Below are 17,726 nucleotides of genomic sequence, written 5' to 3'. Positions count from 1 at the left end.
GTGGTTAGCATCGCTGTCTCCTTGTTTATGGCAAATCAGGCGGGAGCAGCCAATACCTGGACAGAATCACGTAGCGACGCGATGGGGGGCACCGGCGTTGCTTCGGGCAATTATGGTAGCGGGGCGTTAATTAACCCCGCGCTGCTGGCAAAGGCAAAACCGGACGATGACGTGACGGTCATTTTGCCGTCCGTTGGGGTGCAGGTAACGGATGAGGATAATCTTCAGGATGAGATTGATACCATCAACGACAAAATCAATCACTATAAGGATGTGGTTGATAACCTTACGCCAATTCAGGTCATCACTAATCCGTTAGGCTCCATCAACCAGTTCCAGGGCGCGGCCAAAGATCTAGCCGATGAGCTGGACTATCTCAAGGGCAAAACCGCTCGCGCGACGGCAGGAGCAGGCCTTGCCGTGAGTATCCCTAACGATGTGCTTTCCGTGGCCTTTATGGCGAAAGGGTACGCCCATGGCCGGGTAAGTTCGTCTATCGACCAGCAGGATATTGATTATCTGCGCGGTATTCAAAGAAGCAATCTGGTGGCTGCCGGCGTTGCCCTGGACGCTGCGCTGAACGGCACGGACCAGATCACTAAAAACCTCAACTCAACGGCGTCCGGTCGGGCGGCGATTATTTCCGACTACGGTATTGCCGTTGCCCGCCAGTTTGACCTTGGCGGCGTTCCGGTTTCCGTGGGCGTGACGCCAAAACTGCAAAAAAGCTGGATCTATAACTACACAACCTCGATCTACGATTACGACAGTAATAAGTGGAACGATAGCCGCTACCGTACAGACGATACCGGCTTTAACGTCGATGCCGGTATTGCCGCTGATTTTGGCGAAAACTGGACGGTCGGCGTGAGCGGGCAAAACCTGATGTCGCGCGATATCGACACCAAAGATATCCGCATCCGCAACGGGCGTACGGGGGAAGTGGTGAGCTATAAAGACACCTACCAGATCCGTCCGCTGGTGACCGCGGGCGCTGCCTGGCACAACGATCTGGTGACCCTGACCGCCGATGGCGATCTGACCGAAACCAAAGGATTTAAGAGCGAAGATACGTCGCAGTATGTTGGGGTCGGTGCTGAAGTGACTCCGCTGAGCTGGCTGGCGGTGCGTGCCGGTTATCGTGCGGATATGAAAGGGAACGACAGCAACGTCTTTACCGGCGGTGTCGGTTTCGCGCCGTTCAATACCGTTCATGTTGACCTGATGGGCCTGTATGGCGAGGACGAAACCTGGGGCGCAGGAGCTCAGCTGAGCATGACGTTCTAAAGTACACCGGAGGCGCTGCGCCTCCGGCTTTTCTTTGTGCTATAGTAGCGCCCCTTTTCCACCAGATGCTTAAAACTTCGCCATGTCGTCAGAACACCAGACCGCTTTTCCTGCACACCGTTTCTCTATTGCGCCGATGCTCGACTGGACGGACAGACACTGCCGCTATTTCCTGCGCCAGCTCTCCCGCCATACGCTGCTGTACACCGAAATGGTGACCACGGGCGCAATTATTCACGGTAAGGGCGACTACCTGGCATACAGTGAAGAAGAGCATCCGGTTGCGCTGCAGCTGGGGGGCAGCGATCCGGTCGCGCTGGCCCAGTGTGCAAAGCTGGCGGAAGAACGCGGCTACGACGAGATCAACCTGAACGTCGGCTGCCCTTCCGACCGCGTGCAAAACGGCATGTTCGGCGCCTGTCTGATGGGCAACGCACAGCTGGTGGCGGACTGCATTAAAGCGATGCGCGATGTGGTCTCCATTCCGGTGACGGTCAAAACCCGTATCGGCATCGACGACCAGGACAGCTACGAATTCCTGTGTGATTTCATCAATACGGTGTCAGGGAAAGGCGAGTGTGAGATGTTTATCATCCACGCCCGCAAAGCCTGGCTTTCAGGCCTTAGCCCGAAAGAGAACCGTGAGATCCCGCCGCTGGACTACCCGCGCGTGTACCAGCTGAAACGTGATTTCCCGCACCTGACGATGTCAATCAACGGCGGTATTACGTCGCTGGAAGAGGCGAAAGCGCACCTTGAGCATATGGATGGCGTGATGGTTGGGCGCGAGGCGTATCAAAATCCGGGCATTCTGGCGACGGTCGACCGCGAAATCTTTGGCGTTGCAGGCGCAGACACCGATCCGGTTACCGTCGTGCGTGCCATGTACCCTTACATTGAGCGCGAGTTGAGCAATGGCACCTATCTTGGCCACATCACCCGCCATATGCTTGGCCTGTTCCAGGGTATTCCGGGCGCGCGCCAGTGGCGTCGCTACCTCAGTGAGAACGCGCATAAAGCCGGTGCCGATATTGAGGTGCTGGAACATGCGCTGCGGCTGGTGGCGGATAAGCGATAATTTCGCTAAAAGATCGTCAAATTCACCACGCCCTGCGGATCCTCGCGGGGCGTTTTGCTTTAAGAACAATAGGTTAGTTTTGGCATGATTCTTGTAATGATTGCAGCATCATTCGGGAACTCGTGGGAGAGCACCATGCTTGAACTACTTTTTGTGATTGGCTTTTTTGTCATGCTGATGGTCACGGGCGTGTCGCTGCTCGGCATTCTGGCCGCGCTCGTAGTGGCTACGGTGGTTATGTTTATCGGCGGATTATTTGCCCTGACGATCAAACTGCTGCCGTGGCTGCTGCTGGCTATCGCCGTGGTGTGGGTAATACGGGCGATTAAAGCGCCAAAACTGCCGACTTATCAGCGCAATAACCGCTTCCGTTACTAAGGTATTGAGGGGTTCGTCACATACTTGTAACTTTTCCGGCAGCATGGCTTAGAACAGAATAGGATTTACTTATCGAATCTGTCACTATGGCTGCCGCTACAGAATTCATCGAGCTGTACCCTACATACAGCCGAACTAAAAAAAGAAAGGGCTTCCCACGGGAAGCCCAATTTCTTTTTGGGGGTCAGGGAATTAGCAGACTTGAACCCTGCGTCGCCCGGCTTTCCAGCACCTCATGCGCGCGCTGCGCATCGGTTAGCGGGTATTTCTGCGCATCCGCCACATCCACCTTAATCACGCCGCTGGCTATTAGCGAGAACAGCTCGTTGCTGGCTTCCTCCAGTTCTTCCCGGTTGGTGATGTAACCCTGCAAAGAAGGGCGCGTCACGTACAGCGACCCTTTCTGATTCAGAATGCCGAGATTGACGCCGGTGACAGCGCCTGAGGCGTTACCAAAGCTCACCATCAGTCCGCGACGCTGCAGGCAGTCCAGCGACGCTTCCCAGGTGTCTTTCCCCACCGAGTCATACACGACGCGTACTTTTTTGCCGCCGGTGATCTCTTTTAGCCGCTCGACGATGCTCTCTTCCCGGTAGTTGATCACCTGCCACGCGCCCGCGTCCAGCGCACGCTGGGCTTTTTGCGCACTGCCTGTGGTGCCGATCAGCTTCGCGCCTAAGGCTTTCGCCCATTGGCAGGCAATCAGCCCCACGCCACCGGCGGCAGCATGGAACAGGAACTGCTCATCGGGCTTAATTTCGTAGGTTTTGCGCAGCAGGTAATAGACCGTCAGCCCTTTCAGGAATGAGGCGGCCGCCTGCTCAAAGGTGATGGCGTTCGGCAGCAGGGCGGCTTTGTCCGCCGGGACGTTGTGGATGGAGCTATAAGCGCCCAGGGCAGACTGTGCATATACCACACGATCGCCTTCTTTAAAGTGCTTAACCGCACTGCCCACTTTGCTGACGATGCCGGCCGCCTCAGTGCCCAGGCCGCTCGGCATTGACGGAGGCGGGTAGAGCCCGCTGCGAATATAAGTATCGATGTAGTTTATGCCGATGGCTTTGTTTTCAACCTGAATTTCGTTCTCGCCAGGCGCAGCGGGGGTAAACTCCACTGCTTTCAGCACTTCAGGACCGCCGTGTTTCTGGAACTCAATGCGCGTTGCCATGCTCCCTCCGTAAGAAAAATATGGTAATCTTTCGACCCACTCTTTATCTCGGTAACTCCATTCACTATGGCAGGAAACAAACCCTTCAACAAACAGACTGAACCTCGCGAGCGTGATTTCCAGGTCGCAGGGTTAAAAGTCCCGCCGCACTCGATTGAAGCGGAACAGTCGGTGTTGGGCGGTTTAATGCTGGATAACGAACGCTGGGACGACGTCGCCGAGCGCGTAGTGTCTGAAGATTTCTACACCCGTCCGCACCGCCATATCTTTACCGAAATGGCGCGCCTGCAGGAGTCCGGCAGCCCGATTGACCTGATCACGCTCGCGGAATCGCTGGAGCGTCAGGGGCAGCTGGACAGCGTTGGCGGCTTTGCCTACCTGGCAGAACTGTCAAAAAACACGCCAAGTGCGGCGAACATTAGCGCTTACGCCGACATCGTGCGCGAACGTGCCGTCTTCCGCGAGATGATCTCGGTAGCGAACGAGATCGCCGAAGCCGGTTTTGATCCGCAGGGTCGCACCAGTGAAGACCTGCTCGACCTTGCCGAGTCCCGCGTCTTCAAAATCGCCGAAAGCCGCGCCAACAAAGACGAAGGCCCGAAAAACATCGCCGACGTGCTCGACGCCACCGTTGCGCGTATAGAGCAGCTTTTCCAGCAGCCGCACGACGGCGTGACCGGGGTGAACACAGGCTATGACGATCTGAACAAAAAAACTGCCGGTTTACAGCCGTCGGATTTAATTATCGTCGCGGCGCGTCCGTCGATGGGTAAAACGACATTTGCGATGAACCTCGTCGAAAACGCGGCGATGTTGCAGGATAAGCCGGTGCTTATTTTCAGTCTCGAGATGCCCTCGGAGCAGATTATGATGCGTTCTCTGGCATCCCTGTCGCGCGTGGATCAGACCCGCATCCGTACCGGCCAGCTCGACGACGAGGACTGGGCGCGCATCTCCGGCACCATGGGCATTCTGCTGGAAAAACGGAACATCTATATCGATGACTCCTCCGGCCTGACGCCGACGGAAGTGCGCTCCCGCGCGCGCCGCATCGCCCGTGAACACGGCGGCATCGGCCTTATCATGATCGACTACCTTCAGCTGATGCGCGTCCCGTCGCTCTCCGACAACCGTACGCTGGAGATCGCAGAGATTTCCCGCTCGCTCAAGGCGTTAGCCAAAGAGCTGCACGTGCCGGTGGTGGCGCTGTCGCAGCTTAACCGCTCTCTGGAACAGCGTGCAGACAAACGCCCGGTCAACTCCGACCTGCGTGAATCCGGCTCCATTGAGCAGGATGCCGACTTAATCATGTTCATCTACCGTGATGAGGTCTATCACGAGAACAGCGACCTGAAAGGGATCGCCGAAATTATTATTGGTAAGCAACGTAACGGCCCCATCGGTACGGTACGTCTGACCTTTAACGGACAGTGGTCGCGTTTCGACAACTATGCCGGTCCTCAATATGATGATGAGTAATTTCTAAGGAATTCAAATGCAAGCGGCAACTGTTGTGATTAACCGCCGCGCTCTGCGACACAACCTGCAACGTCTGCGTGAACTGGCGCCCGCCAGCAGGCTCGTTGCAGTCGTGAAAGCGAACGCTTACGGACACGGTCTTCTTGAGACCGCGCGAACGCTCCCCGATGCCGACGCCTTTGGCGTCGCCCGTCTCGAAGAAGCTCTCCGCCTGCGCGCAGGCGGCATTACGCAACCGATTCTGCTCCTCGAAGGCTTTTTTGAAGCCTCGGATCTGCTGACCATTGCAGACCAGCAGCTGCACACGGCGGTACACAACGAAGAACAACTGGCCGCGCTGGAAACGGCTGAACTGAGCGAGCCGGTCACCGTCTGGATGAAGCTCGATACGGGCATGCACAGGCTGGGCGTGCGCCCGGAAAACGCGGAGGCGTTTTATCAGCGTTTGTGCCAGTGCAAAAATGTGCGTCAGCCGGTCAATATCGTCAGCCACTTTGCCCGTGCCGATGAGCCCGAATGCGGCGCAACCGAGCAGCAGCTTGATATCTTCAACACCTTCTGCGAAGGCAAGCCGGGAATGCGCTCCATTGCGGCATCCGGCGGCATTCTGCTGTGGCCGCAGTCCCACTTCGACTGGGCGCGTCCGGGCATTATCCTGTATGGCGTTTCCCCGCTTGAGAATAAACCCTGGGGGCCGGACTTAGGCTTTAAGCCGGTGATGTCGTTGGTATCAAAGCTGATTGCCGTGCGGGAGCACAAAGCGGGCGAGCCGGTGGGTTACGGCGGTACCTGGACCAGCGAGCGCGACACGCGGCTTGGCGTGGTGGCGATGGGCTACGGCGACGGCTATCCGCGCGCGGCACCAACGGGCACGCCGGTGCTGGTCAATGGTCGTGAAGTGAAAATTGTCGGCCGCGTGGCGATGGACATGATTTGCGTGGATCTTGGGCCCGGCGCGCAGGATAAAGCGGGCGACGATGCGGTGATGTGGGGTGAAGGTCTGCCCGTTGAACGCATTGCTGAGATTACAAAAGTGAGTGCTTACGAACTTATTACGCGTCTGACGTCGCGGGTGGCGATGAAATACATCGACTGAGCTTTAACGGGATGCGATGCATCCCGCTTCTGTTAACATCCCCTCGATCTTATTCCGCTTCCGGTTTATTGTTGAAAACCCTGCCTCATAATAATCCGGAGAACATCGCGTGTTTCAGAAAGTAGACGCCTACGCCGGCGACCCTATTCTCTCCTTGATGGAGCGTTTCAAAGAAGATCCTCGCAGCGATAAAGTGAACCTCAGCATCGGTCTGTATTACAACGAGGATGGCATCATTCCTCAACTGAAAGCCGTTGCCGAAGCCGAAGCGCGTCTTAACGCAACCCCGCACGGTGCTTCGCTTTATTTGCCGATGGAAGGGTTAAACACCTACCGTAATACGATTGCGCCGCTGCTGTTTGGTGCGGACCACGCGGTGCTCGCGCAAAAGCGCGTGGCGACTATCCAGACGCTGGGCGGCTCGGGTGCGCTGAAGGTAGGCGCTGATTTCCTGAAAAAATATTTCCCGGATTCCGGCGTGTGGGTCAGCGACCCGACGTGGGAAAACCACGTGGCCATCTTTGAAGGCGCGGGCTTTAAGGTCGAGACCTATCCGTGGTTCGACAGCGAAACCAACGGCGTGCGCGTCGAAGCGCTGCTGGAAAAACTGAACACCCTGCCGGCGCGCAGCATCGTGCTGCTACACCCATGCTGCCATAACCCAACGGGTGCGGACCTCACCAATGCCCAGTGGGATGCGGTGATCGAGGTGCTGAAGGCACGTAACCTGATCCCGTTCCTCGACATCGCCTATCAGGGCTTTGGCGCGGGCATGGAAGAAGATGCTTACGCCATCCGCGCCGTTGCCAGCGCCGGGCTGCCAGCGCTGGTCAGCAACTCCTTCTCAAAAATCTTCTCTCTCTACGGCGAACGCGTTGGCGGTCTGTCCGTGGTGTGTGAAGACGCCGAAGCCGCGGGGCGCGTTCTCGGCCAACTGAAAGCGACGGTCCGCCGTATTTACTCCAGCCCGCCGAACTTTGGTGCGCAGGTGGTGGCGACCGTTCTGGGAGACGAACAGCTGAAAGCCACCTGGCTTGCGGAAGTGGAAGCGATGCGCAAGCGTATTCTGTCGATGCGTCAGGAACTTGTTAACGTGCTGAAAGAGGCGGTGCCGGGGCATAACTTCGACTATCTGCTCAAGCAGCGCGGGATGTTCAGCTATACCGGACTGAGCGCGGCACAGGTCGATCGCCTGCGTGACGAGTTCGGCGTCTACCTGATCGCCAGCGGCCGTATGTGCGTGGCGGGCCTGAATGCCGGCAACGTCCAGCGCATGGCGCAGGCGTTTGCTGCTGTAATGTAAATGCTCACTAACCCAGCCCTCTCCCCGTGGGAGAGGGCTGGGGTGAGGGCATCAGACCGCATAAATACGTCCCCCGGCACTTTGTGATCGTCTTCTTTTTATTCATCTTTATAAGTAAAAACTCCTTTCCTTCCCCTCCCGCCGGGGTTATGGTCGGATAGATTTTTGACCATCCACTCAAAATACAAAGATAACAAACTGAATATTCAGGGGAAAATATGCGCAAGATCACACTGGCGCTCAGCGCCGCCTGCTTATTGTTCTCGCTTAATAGCGCCGTCGTCGCGCGAGCTTCCGCACCGACGCCGCTTTACACCGGCACCACCGCCGCCATCCTTGCCGAGCAGGCACCCATTCACTGGGTTTCCGTGGCCCAAATCGAAAACAGCCTGATGGGCCGCCCGCCAATGGCCGTGGGCTTCGACATTGACGATACCGTGCTGTTCTCAAGCCCTGGCTTCTGGCGTGGCAAGAAAACGTATTCTCCGGACAGCGAAGCGTATCTGAAGAACCCGGAGTTCTGGGAAAAAATGAATAACGGCTGGGATGAGTTCAGCATTCCGAAAGAGGTGGCCCGCGCGCTGATCGCCATGCACGTTAAGCGCGGCGACAGCATTTACTTTGTCACCGGCCGTAGCCAGACCAAAACGGAGACCGTATCCAAAACCCTGCAGGACGATTTTCAGATCCCGGCAGCCAGCATGAATCCGGTCATTTTTGCCGGTGATAAAGAGGGACAAAACACCAAAACCCAGTGGCTGGAGCAGAAAAACATCAAAGTGTTCTACGGTGATTCGGATAACGACATTACCGCGGCGCAGGATGTGGGGGCCAGAGCGATCCGGGTGCTGCGTGCCTCTAACTCTACCTATCGACCGCTGCCGATGGCAGGCAAGTTTGGCGAGGAGGTGATTGTTAACTCCGAGTATTAGTTCTTGAGCGGCGGGTTTGATTCTTTTTTGAACAAATCCGCCGCTGCGGGTTTTACCTTTCGCCTTCTTGCTGCACACTTAGAAAGATTCATCTTTCAGAACGGAGCAGCTCATGTGGTATCAACAGACCCTGACCTTAAGCGCTAAACCCCGCGGGTTTCACCTGGTGACGGACGAAGTCATCGGGCAACTCCGCGACCTGTCGCGCGTCAAAACGGGTTTACTGCATCTGCTGCTTCAGCACACGTCAGCCTCCCTCACGCTTAATGAAAATTGCGACCCTACCGTCCGGTCTGATATGGAACACCATTTCCTGAAGACGGTTCCGGACAACGCCCCCTACGAGCACGATTATGAAGGCGCAGATGACATGCCTTCGCATATCAAATCTTCTCTGCTGGGCGTATCGCTGATGCTGCCGGTTCATAACGGGCGGCTAATGCTGGGAACGTGGCAAGGGATCTGGCTGGGAGAACATCGCATTCACGGTGGTTCGCGTAAAATTATCGCAACGCTACAAGGGGAATAAAGATGACAATTTCGGAGATACTTCAGTACTGCATGAGCAAGCCTGGCGCGGAACAAAGCGTTCACAGCGACTGGAAAGCCACGCAGATCAAAGTGGGAGACGTGCTGTTTGCGATGGTGAAAGAGGTTGAAGGGCGCCCGGCGGCGTCGCTGAAAACCAGCCCGGAACTGGCGGATCTATTACGTCAGCAGCATGATGATGTGAGGCCGAGCCAGCACCTCAATAAGGCGCACTGGAGTACCGTTTATCTGGACGGCTCGCTGCCCGGCTCGCAAATTTACTATCTGGTGGATGCGTCCTACAAGCAGGCGGTTGAGCTGCTGCCGGAAGCGACCCGACAGCAGCTCTCCGTGTAACAATTACAGCAACGGTTTAAGGAAGCGCGCGGTGTGCGAGGCTTCGCACTCTGCAACGGTCTCTGGCGTACCGGAGACGAGGATTTCACCCCCGCCGCTGCCGCCTTCCGGGCCGAGATCGACAATCCAGTCCGCGGTTTTAATCACGTCCAGATTATGTTCGATGACCACAATCGTGTTGCCCTGATCGCGCAGCTGATGCAGTACCTCAAGCAACTGCTGGATATCCGCAAAGTGCAGGCCGGTGGTCGGCTCATCCAGAATGTAGAGCGTCTGGCCGGTACCACGCTTGGACAGCTCGCGCGCCAGCTTCACGCGCTGCGCCTCACCGCCGGACAGGGTTGTTGCTGACTGCCCCAGGCGAATGTAGGTCAGGCCTACGTCCATCAGCGTCTGCAGCTTACGCGCCAGCGCAGGGACGGCGTCAAAGAACTCGCGCGCCTCTTCGATGGTCATGTCCAGCACTTCGTGGATGGTCTTGCCTTTGTATTTAATCTCCAGCGTTTCGCGGTTATAGCGCTTGCCTTTGCACTGGTCGCACGGCACGTAGATATCCGGCAGGAAGTGCATCTCAACCTTGATCACGCCGTCGCCCTGACACGCTTCACAGCGGCCGCCGCGCACGTTAAAGCTGAAACGTCCTGGCGTATACCCGCGCGAACGCGCTTCCGGTACCCCGGCGAAGAGTTCACGTACGGGCGTGAAGACGCCGGTATAGGTCGCCGGGTTGGAACGCGGCGTACGGCCAATCGGGCTCTGGTCGATGTCGATAACCTTGTCGAAATGCTCCAGCCCCTGAATATCGCGGTACGGTGCAGGCTCGGCCAGCGTCGCGCCGTTCAGCGCCGTCTGCGCAATCGGGAACAGCGTATCGTTGATCAGCGTCGATTTACCGGAACCGGACACGCCGGTAATGCAGGTAAACAGGCCAACCGGCAGCGTCAGGGTGACGTCCTTCAGGTTGTTGCCGCGCGCCCCTGTGAGCTTCAGCACTTTTTCCGGGTTCGCCGCGACGCGCTGTTTTGGCACTTCAATTTTGCGCTTGCCGCTCATGTACTGGCCGGTCAGCGACTCGGGCACCGCCATAATGTCCTTCAGCGTACCTTCCGCCACCACCTGGCCGCCGTGCACGCCCGCGCCCGGGCCGATGTCGATCACGTGGTCTGCGGCGCGAATTGCGTCTTCGTCGTGCTCCACCACGATTACCGTGTTGCCGAGATTGCGCAGGTGGATCAGCGTGCCGAGCAGACGCTCGTTGTCGCGCTGGTGCAGGCCGATGGACGGTTCATCCAGCACGTACATTACGCCGACTAAGCCCGCGCCAATCTGGCTCGCCAGACGGATACGCTGGGCTTCACCGCCGGAGAGCGTTTCCGCCGAGCGGGAAAGCGTCAGGTAGTTCAGGCCAACGTTCACGAGGAACTTGAGGCGATCGCCGATCTCTTTCAGCACTTTTTCGGCGATTTTCGCACGCTGGCCGGAAAGCTTCAGGTTGTTGAAGAAGTCCATTGCGTGGCCGATGCTCATGTCTGAGATGGTCGGCAGCGCCGTGTTTTCCACAAACACGTGGCGCGCTTCGCGACGCAGACGCGTGCCCTCGCAGGTGGCGCAGGAGCGGTTGCTGATGAACTTCGCCAGCTCCTCGCGCACCGCGCTGGATTCGGTCTCTTTGTAGCGGCGCTCCATATTGTGCAGCACCCCTTCGAACGGGTGGCGACGCACGGAGGTATCGCCGCGATCGTTCATGTATTTGAACTCGATGTTCTCTTTGCCGGAACCGAACAGGATCACTTTGTGCACGTTCGGGCTCAGGCTCGCCCACGGCGCTTCAACGTCGAATTTGTAGTGCTCCGCCAGCGACTTCAGCATCTGGAAGTAGTAGAAGTTACGCTTATCCCAGCCGCGAATCGCACCGCCCGCGAGCGACAGCTCGGGGTTCTGGATCACGCGATCCGGATCGAAATACTGCTGCACGCCCAGACCGTCACAGGTCGGGCACGCGCCCGCCGGGTTGTTGAACGAGAACAGGCGCGGTTCCAGCTCGCGCATGCTGTAGCCGCAAATCGGGCAGGCGAAGTTGGCGGAGAAGAGCAGCTCTTCCGCTTTCGGGTCGTCCATGTCGGAGACCACGGCCGTGCCGCCAGAGAGTTCCAGCGCGGTTTCAAAGGATTCAGCCAGACGCGTGGCGAGATCGTCACGCACCTTAAAGCGGTCAATCACCACTTCGATGGTGTGTTTCTTTTGCAGCTCAAGCTTTGGCGGATCGGACAGGTCACACACTTCGCCGTCGATACGGGCGCGGATATAGCCCTGGCTTGCCAGGTTCTCCAGCGTTTTGGTGTGCTCGCCTTTACGCTCTTTGATGATCGGTGCCAGCAGCATCAGGCGTTTGCCTTCCGGCTGCGACAGCACGTTATCCACCATCTGGCTCACGGTCTGTGCCGCCAGCGGGACATCGTGGTCCGGGCAGCGCGGCTCACCCACGCGGGCATACAGCAGACGCAGGTAGTCATGGATTTCGGTAATGGTACCGACCGTTGAACGCGGGTTATGCGAGGTAGACTTCTGCTCAATAGAGATAGCAGGCGATAACCCTTCAATATGGTCGACATCCGGTTTTTCCATCAGCGACAGGAACTGACGCGCGTACGCCGAGAGCGATTCAACGTAACGACGCTGTCCTTCGGCATACAAGGTGTCGAAAGCCAGTGAGGATTTGCCAGACCCCGAAAGCCCGGTCACGACGATGAGTTTGTCGCGAGGGATTATGAGGTTGATATTCTTGAGATTATGGGTGCGGGCGCCCCGAACTTCGATCTTATCCATTCACCTTTCCCGGTTGGAACACGGATTGCCTGGTTTGTTTGAAGGACAAACGGCTGTCAGAAACGGCTAATTATGACACAATTTGACCTGTTTGAATATACAGTATTGGAATGCATTTTCTGATTCGCTGTGTAACAATGTCGAGTTCGCGGGAGATTTCTGAACCGACCACGCAACTATGCAAATTGCCGCGTGGAAATGGTACACTCGCGCGTTTACACTATTAAGAAACGTATTCAGGAGACACGAACATGGCCAGCAGAGGCGTAAACAAGGTGATTCTCGTCGGTAATCTGGGCCAGGACCCGGAAGTACGCTACATGCCGAGTGGTGGCGCAGTTGCCAACATTACGCTGGCTACTTCCGAATCCTGGCGTGATAAAGCGACCGGTGAAATGAAAGAGCAGACCGAATGGCACCGCGTTGTGCTGTTTGGCAAACTGGCAGAAGTAGCCGGTGAGTATCTGCGTAAAGGTTCTCAGGTCTATATCGAAGGCCAGCTGCGTACCCGCAAATGGACCGACCAATCCGGTCAGGAAAAATACACCACGGAAGTGGTGGTGAACGTGGGCGGCACCATGCAAATGCTGGGTGGCCGTCAGGGCGGTGGCGCACCGGCAGGTGGCGGTCAGAACCAGCAGCAGGGTGGTTGGGGTCAGCCTCAGCAGCCGCAGGGCGGCAACCAGTTCAGCGGCGGCGCGCAGTCTCGTCCGCAGCAGCAGTCTGCTCCTGCTCCGTCTAACGAACCGCCAATGGACTTCGACGACGATATCCCGTTCTGATCAACGGATGCTAAAACAAAAAACCCAGACATCGTCTGGGTTTTTTTATTGCTGAAGGGATCAGGTAATCACCATCGGCCAGTCTGGTGGGGTGTGGTTCATCGCCTCAACCATCACCACTTTTATATTTTCCCAGACCGCGGCCATATCCAGCAGGGTAATGCCCAGCAGGCCCGTTGCGAACCAGCAGGCCGCGCCAAGCCCTAACAGGGTACTTATGACGGCAAGACCCGCGTAGTCGGATTTACGAAACTGAATGTTCAGCGTGCTGGCTAAAAACATCAAAACCGCGCTCAACAAGGGCCAGCGCAGGAGAACCATGCTGGTAGTAATGGTTGCCATAAAACCCATCCTCTACAAAACAGACGAACTGAATGAAACAGTGTTTCTCGTTACACAATATGTGTGAACTATATCACATTTGTTGATTTATTCGCCAGTGCCTGCGTAGCCAAAAAAGGGGATTTTATTACCCGGAAATAAGAGCATGCGGTGCGGGACCGCCTTCGGACAGGGGGAGGCGGATCCACAACGCGCTGAGGTAATCCCGTCGGGTAAGTGGGGAAGAGCATCTGGAGGCAGAGAGACGGCCAGCCGTGCCGTTTTTAGGGGGCGCATTATTTTCTGATAATATTGTGGTGATGTCTGATTATTTATAAAACAACGAACAAAATATACCCGCAGAAATAGGATAAAACGTCACGTTGGTGTTGTACTTTTTTCATGCCGCCAGAAGTTTTGCTTAATCAGCGATCTTCTGTTGTGTTCTCTTCAAACCTCCCGTACGCGATGGATAATTATTTTCCTTAATTAAAACGGAACGAATACTTACAGTTTAGCTTACGGGAAAATATTATCGTCATAACGAAATTTAAGATTTTTAATACTAAAAGTCAGTTGCTAACTTCGCATGATTCATGCAACGTAATCACCTGTTTAACAAAGCATCCGGCCTTCATTACTACAGGCGTACAACATGCAGGGATATAGGGCGGGAAATGAATCGTAGCGCGCGGCGCAAAATGCTCAGAGTGGTAGGGATCATCATGGTAGTTATGCTGCCGGTGATGCTTGCTCTATGGTTTGCCCAGCTACGAGCCGAGTCGGAAACGAGCGCTCAGCTACGGACATTTGCTGAACTGGCATTAGACAAAACAGAACTGGTTATTCAACAAGTTGAACTGGCCAGGGGCGAGGCAGAAAAATATCAGGGTGAACGTTGTACGCCGGAACATCGTCAATATATGTTGAACGTTGTTCGTGGCCGCCTGTTTGTCGCCGATTTAATTTATGCTGAAGGTCAGAATTTTCTTTGTTCGACCGTTTTTACACCGGATCAACCCTACGTCATTCCGGTCGCTAATTACACGCGTAAACCTGACGTTGCTATCTATTATTTTCGCGATACGCCATTTTATACTGGCTATAAAATGACATATATGCAGCGCGGAAATTATGTCGTGGTGGTCAATCCGCTTTCTTACAGTGAAGTGATGTCTACCGATCATTCCCTCGCATGGGGGGTATACGACACGGTAACTAATGCCTTCTTTTCCGTCAGCCAGAAAGCCAATGCGACTTTATTAAATTCGATGATTCGGGATAAGGAATCGGTATTTCAAAAAGATAACCGTTTCTATACCGTCGTGAAATCGACAAATCGGCCTATTGCCGCCATCGTGTCGACGTCAGATAAACGTTTTTATGAAACGCTCTATCACCAGGCGACGTTGACGCTACCGCTGGGAATGATCTGCAGCATTATTATTTTGCTGGTGTGGTCCCGTACCCATCGTGAACTTAATTCGCCGGGGCGCTTACTGCACCGGGCGCTGAACAAGCGCCAGCTTTGTGTGCACTATCAGCCGATTATTGATATCAAGAACAACCAGTGTGTGGGGGCAGAGGCGCTGTTGCGCTGGCCTGGTTTCAATGGGCAGGTAATGAGCCCGGCTGAGTTTATTCCGCTTGCGGAAAAAGAGGGAATGAGCGAGCGGATTACGGATTATGTCGTTGAGGAGGTGTTCAGCGATCTGGGCCATTTCCTGGCGGCGCATCCGCATCTCTATATTTCGATCAACCTGTCGGCCACGGACTTCCACTCCTCTCGGCTGATCGCCATGATTTCTGACAAGGCCCGGCACTACGCCGTACGCGCCCAGCAAATTAAAATCGAAGTGACGGAACGCGGCTTTATCGATGTGCCAAAAACCACGCCGGTGATTCAGGCCTTCCGTCAGGCGGGCTATGAAGTGGCGATCGATGATTTCGGGACCGGTTATTCCAACCTGCACAACCTCTACTCGTTGAACGTGGATATTCTAAAAATCGATAAATCGTTTATCGACACCTTAACCACCAACAGTACCAGCCACCTGATCGCCGAGCATATTATCGAGATGGCGCAAAGCCTGCGGCTTAAAACCATTGCGGAAGGGGTTGAGACGGCTGAGCAGGTGAGCTGGCTGTTGAAGCGCGGCGTTGAGTTCTGTCAGGGATGGCACTTCGCGAAAGCGATGCCGCCCCAGGAGTTTATGACCTGGCAGCAGCAACCTTTGCACTGATATGCATTAATTCAACTGGTGGCGATAATCGCTCGGCGTACGGTCAAACTCGCGGCGAAACACGCGGGAAAAGGTTTGTTGCGAGACATAGCCAAGATCCATCGCGATATCAAAAATCGGCCGCTGCGTTGAGCGTAACGCCTGCGCCGCCAGCAGCAGCCTGCGCTGACGAATGTACTCCCCCAGCGTCTGGTGCATGACCGTGCGGAACATTCTCTGTAAATACCATTTCGAATAGCCCGATTTTTTTGCGACCACATCAATGTTCAACGGTTGGTCGATATGATCGTCAATCCATTCAATAAGTGTCTGAATAATTTGCTGATGCGACATAAGGTTGCCCCTCTGTAGATACAACTTTCTCGGTTGATTCGTCGTTTTCTCTGCGGGGGAGTATAATTCCTCAAGTTAACTTGAGGTAAAGAGGTTTTATGGAAAAGAGATTGCCGCGCATTAAAGCGCTTTTAACCCCCGGCGAAGTGGCAAAGCGAAGCGGCGTTGCGGTATCGGCGCTCCACTTCTATGAAAGCAAAGGGTTAATTAAAAGCATCCGTAACGGCGGAAACCAGCGCCGCTATACCCGTGACGTGCTCCGCTACGTGGCGATTATCAAAATTGCGCAACGCATCGGCATTCCCCTGGCGACGATCGGTGAGGCATTCGGTGTGTTGCCGGAAGGGCATACGCTTAGCCCGAAAGAGTGGAAAGAGCTTTCGTCCCAGTGGCGTGAAGAGCTGGACAGGCGTATCCACACGCTGGTGGCGCTGCGTGACGAGCTGGACGGCTGTATCGGCTGCGGCTGCCTGTCCCGTAGCGACTGCCCGCTACGTAACCCTGGCGACAGGCTGGGCGAGCAGGGGACCGGGGCGCGACTGCTGGAGGAGGATTGAGTTCTTGCGGCAAAAAGCATAATAAAGAACTAAAGCGCCACTAAGGGCGCTTTAGTTTTTCCCGGTCTTTGTCTTTCTCTCTATCCCGCTGGTTCACGGGAGGGTTTCCCCCGACATCAGCACCCCTCGTGTCGAGCTGGTTGGGGAGGTTCCGGATTGTGCTGACACTTTAATTCTATGCAAGACCCGTTTTTTCGCCAGCCGCGCTAGCCGTTTTTTAGACGAAATTTTTTCGCGGTGTTGTTCGATTTTCTATAGTTAAAAAGTATGAATAACAGGAGAAAATCATGCTCACGGTACATCACCTTAACCAGTCGCGCTCGCACCGCGTGATCTGGGCGCTGGAAGAGCTCGCCCTGCCTTATGAGATTGTTCACTACCAGCGCGAAAAGAATATGCTGGCACCCGAGTCCCTCAAAAAGGTGCATCCGTTGGGCAAATCGCCGGTCATTGAAGATAACGGGCTGATCCTTGCGGAGTCAGGTGCCATTCTGGAATATCTGCAGGAAACCTATGATGCCGAATCGCGGCTGAAGCCTTTAGACCCCGCGCATAAGGTGCAATACCGCTTCTGGCTGCATTACGCAGAAGGGTCGCTGATGCCGCTGCTGCTCATGAAGCTGGTCTTCAGCAGCCTGGGCAAACCGCCCGTGCCGTTTGGCATCCGAACGCTGGGCAAGGCGCTGGGGCAGGGGGTACAGAAAGCGTATCTCAACCCCCAGCTGGAGACCCATGCGCGCTTTATTGACTCACATCTTGCTAAAAACAGCTGGTTTGCCGGAGAGACATTAAGCATGGCCGACATTCAGATGAGCTTCCCCCTCTTTGCCCTGCTGGCGCGCGGCGGCATTGCTAATCTTCCGCATATTCAGGCATGGAAGCAAAAAGTGGAAACTAGTCCTGGCTGGCAAAGAACCCTGCAACAAGGTGGCCCGTTAACGATCCCGGGCGAGGATTGAAATGTAAACAAATTGCGCATAGACGATAACGTTTGCGCATCCTCTGTTTATTTCTTCATCGTCATAAGTGAATTTTAGCGAAAAACGACAAAGTTCAGT

Annotated in this window: 17 protein-coding genes; 13 read left to right on the top strand and 4 right to left on the bottom strand. The window is 55.4% G+C overall.

Annotated features, from left to right (window positions below; all coding sequences use genetic code 11):
- Positions 1 to 27 precede the first annotated feature (27 nt).
- From traF to pspG, 3 genes are all read left to right on the top strand, one after another.
- Positions 28 to 1,287: a conjugal transfer protein TraF gene (gene traF / locus ACTJI7_RS21600; protein WP_226859181.1), complete on the top strand. Its 1,260-nt coding sequence runs from the start codon at positions 28 to 30 to the stop codon at positions 1,285 to 1,287.
- An 82-nt stretch (positions 1,288 to 1,369) separates the two neighbouring features.
- The gene (gene dusA / locus ACTJI7_RS21595) at positions 1,370 to 2,365 is read left to right on the top strand and encodes a tRNA dihydrouridine(20/20a) synthase DusA (protein WP_048959355.1); all 996 of its coding nucleotides are present in this window, start codon (positions 1,370 to 1,372) and stop codon (positions 2,363 to 2,365) included.
- A gap of 135 nt (positions 2,366 to 2,500) precedes the next feature.
- Complete coding sequence (gene pspG, locus ACTJI7_RS21590) at positions 2,501 to 2,743, top strand: envelope stress response protein PspG (RefSeq protein ID WP_028015168.1); 243 nt, start codon at positions 2,501 to 2,503, stop codon at positions 2,741 to 2,743.
- A gap of 184 nt (positions 2,744 to 2,927) precedes the next feature.
- Here pspG and ACTJI7_RS21585 read toward each other — a convergent pair whose 3' ends face one another.
- Positions 2,928 to 3,911 carry a quinone oxidoreductase gene (locus ACTJI7_RS21585; protein ID WP_063155544.1) on the bottom strand — a complete coding sequence of 328 codons (984 nt, stop codon included), beginning with the start codon at positions 3,909 to 3,911 and terminating at the stop codon, positions 2,928 to 2,930.
- Between the two features lie 66 nt (positions 3,912 to 3,977).
- Between ACTJI7_RS21585 and dnaB the strand changes: the two genes are divergently transcribed.
- From dnaB to ACTJI7_RS21555, 6 genes are all read left to right on the top strand, one after another.
- Complete coding sequence (gene dnaB / locus ACTJI7_RS21580; protein WP_333031272.1) at positions 3,978 to 5,390, top strand: replicative DNA helicase; 1,413 nt, start codon at positions 3,978 to 3,980, stop codon at positions 5,388 to 5,390.
- A gap of 16 nt (positions 5,391 to 5,406) precedes the next feature.
- On the top strand, positions 5,407 to 6,486 hold the full coding sequence (gene alr, locus ACTJI7_RS21575; RefSeq protein ID WP_440670989.1) for an alanine racemase: 1,080 nt from the start codon (positions 5,407 to 5,409) through the stop codon (positions 6,484 to 6,486).
- A gap of 109 nt (positions 6,487 to 6,595) precedes the next feature.
- The gene (tyrB, locus tag ACTJI7_RS21570) at positions 6,596 to 7,789 is read left to right on the top strand and encodes an aromatic amino acid transaminase (protein WP_440670987.1); all 1,194 of its coding nucleotides are present in this window, start codon (positions 6,596 to 6,598) and stop codon (positions 7,787 to 7,789) included.
- A gap of 218 nt (positions 7,790 to 8,007) precedes the next feature.
- A complete protein-coding gene (aphA, locus tag ACTJI7_RS21565; RefSeq protein ID WP_041911537.1) occupies positions 8,008 to 8,721 on the top strand; it encodes an acid phosphatase AphA in 714 nt (237 codons plus the stop codon).
- Positions 8,722 to 8,833: 112 nt separating this feature from the next.
- On the top strand, positions 8,834 to 9,250 hold the full coding sequence (locus ACTJI7_RS21560) for a secondary thiamine-phosphate synthase enzyme YjbQ (protein WP_041911536.1): 417 nt from the start codon (positions 8,834 to 8,836) through the stop codon (positions 9,248 to 9,250).
- A gap of 2 nt (positions 9,251 to 9,252) precedes the next feature.
- Positions 9,253 to 9,606, top strand: a complete 354-nt coding sequence (locus ACTJI7_RS21555; RefSeq protein WP_028015174.1) for an MmcQ/YjbR family DNA-binding protein — start codon at positions 9,253 to 9,255, stop codon at positions 9,604 to 9,606.
- Between the two features lie 3 nt (positions 9,607 to 9,609).
- On the opposite strand, the gene uvrA is transcribed toward ACTJI7_RS21555, so the two are convergent.
- A complete protein-coding gene (uvrA, locus tag ACTJI7_RS21550; protein ID WP_041911534.1) occupies positions 9,610 to 12,432 on the bottom strand; it encodes an excinuclease ABC subunit UvrA in 2,823 nt (940 codons plus the stop codon).
- A 251-nt stretch (positions 12,433 to 12,683) separates the two neighbouring features.
- On the opposite strand from uvrA, the gene ssb1 reads away from it, so the two are divergent.
- Entirely contained in the window at positions 12,684 to 13,214 is a 531-nt protein-coding gene (gene ssb1 / locus ACTJI7_RS21545) for a single-stranded DNA-binding protein SSB1 (RefSeq protein ID WP_006810470.1), read from the top strand.
- A gap of 60 nt (positions 13,215 to 13,274) precedes the next feature.
- Here the strand turns inward: ssb1 and ACTJI7_RS21540 are convergent, their stop codons facing one another.
- Entirely contained in the window at positions 13,275 to 13,556 is a 282-nt protein-coding gene (locus ACTJI7_RS21540) for a YjcB family protein (protein WP_028015176.1), read from the bottom strand.
- A gap of 656 nt (positions 13,557 to 14,212) precedes the next feature.
- Here ACTJI7_RS21540 and ACTJI7_RS21535 point away from each other — a divergent pair.
- Entirely contained in the window at positions 14,213 to 15,778 is a 1,566-nt protein-coding gene (locus tag ACTJI7_RS21535) for an EAL domain-containing protein (protein ID WP_028015177.1), read from the top strand.
- A 6-nt stretch (positions 15,779 to 15,784) separates the two neighbouring features.
- On the opposite strand, the gene soxS is transcribed toward ACTJI7_RS21535, so the two are convergent.
- Positions 15,785 to 16,111, bottom strand: a complete 327-nt coding sequence (soxS, locus tag ACTJI7_RS21530) for a superoxide response transcriptional regulator SoxS (RefSeq protein WP_008503387.1) — start codon at positions 16,109 to 16,111, stop codon at positions 15,785 to 15,787.
- Between the two features lie 98 nt (positions 16,112 to 16,209).
- Here soxS and soxR point away from each other — a divergent pair, with 98 nt between their 5' ends.
- Both soxR and ACTJI7_RS21520 read left to right on the top strand, forming a co-directional pair.
- Positions 16,210 to 16,668, top strand: a complete 459-nt coding sequence (soxR, locus tag ACTJI7_RS21525; protein WP_023331806.1) for a redox-sensitive transcriptional activator SoxR — start codon at positions 16,210 to 16,212, stop codon at positions 16,666 to 16,668.
- Between the two features lie 287 nt (positions 16,669 to 16,955).
- Entirely contained in the window at positions 16,956 to 17,627 is a 672-nt protein-coding gene (locus ACTJI7_RS21520; RefSeq protein ID WP_028015178.1) for a glutathione S-transferase family protein, read from the top strand.
- Positions 17,628 to 17,726: the final 99 nt, after the last annotated feature.

The organism is Enterobacter sp. 22499, assembly GCF_052044815.1.
Lineage (GTDB): Bacteria > Pseudomonadota > Gammaproteobacteria > Enterobacterales > Enterobacteriaceae > Enterobacter > Enterobacter bugandensis.
Note: the sequence above shows the minus strand (reverse complement) of the source record. Positions and strands in the feature narration are given on the sequence as shown.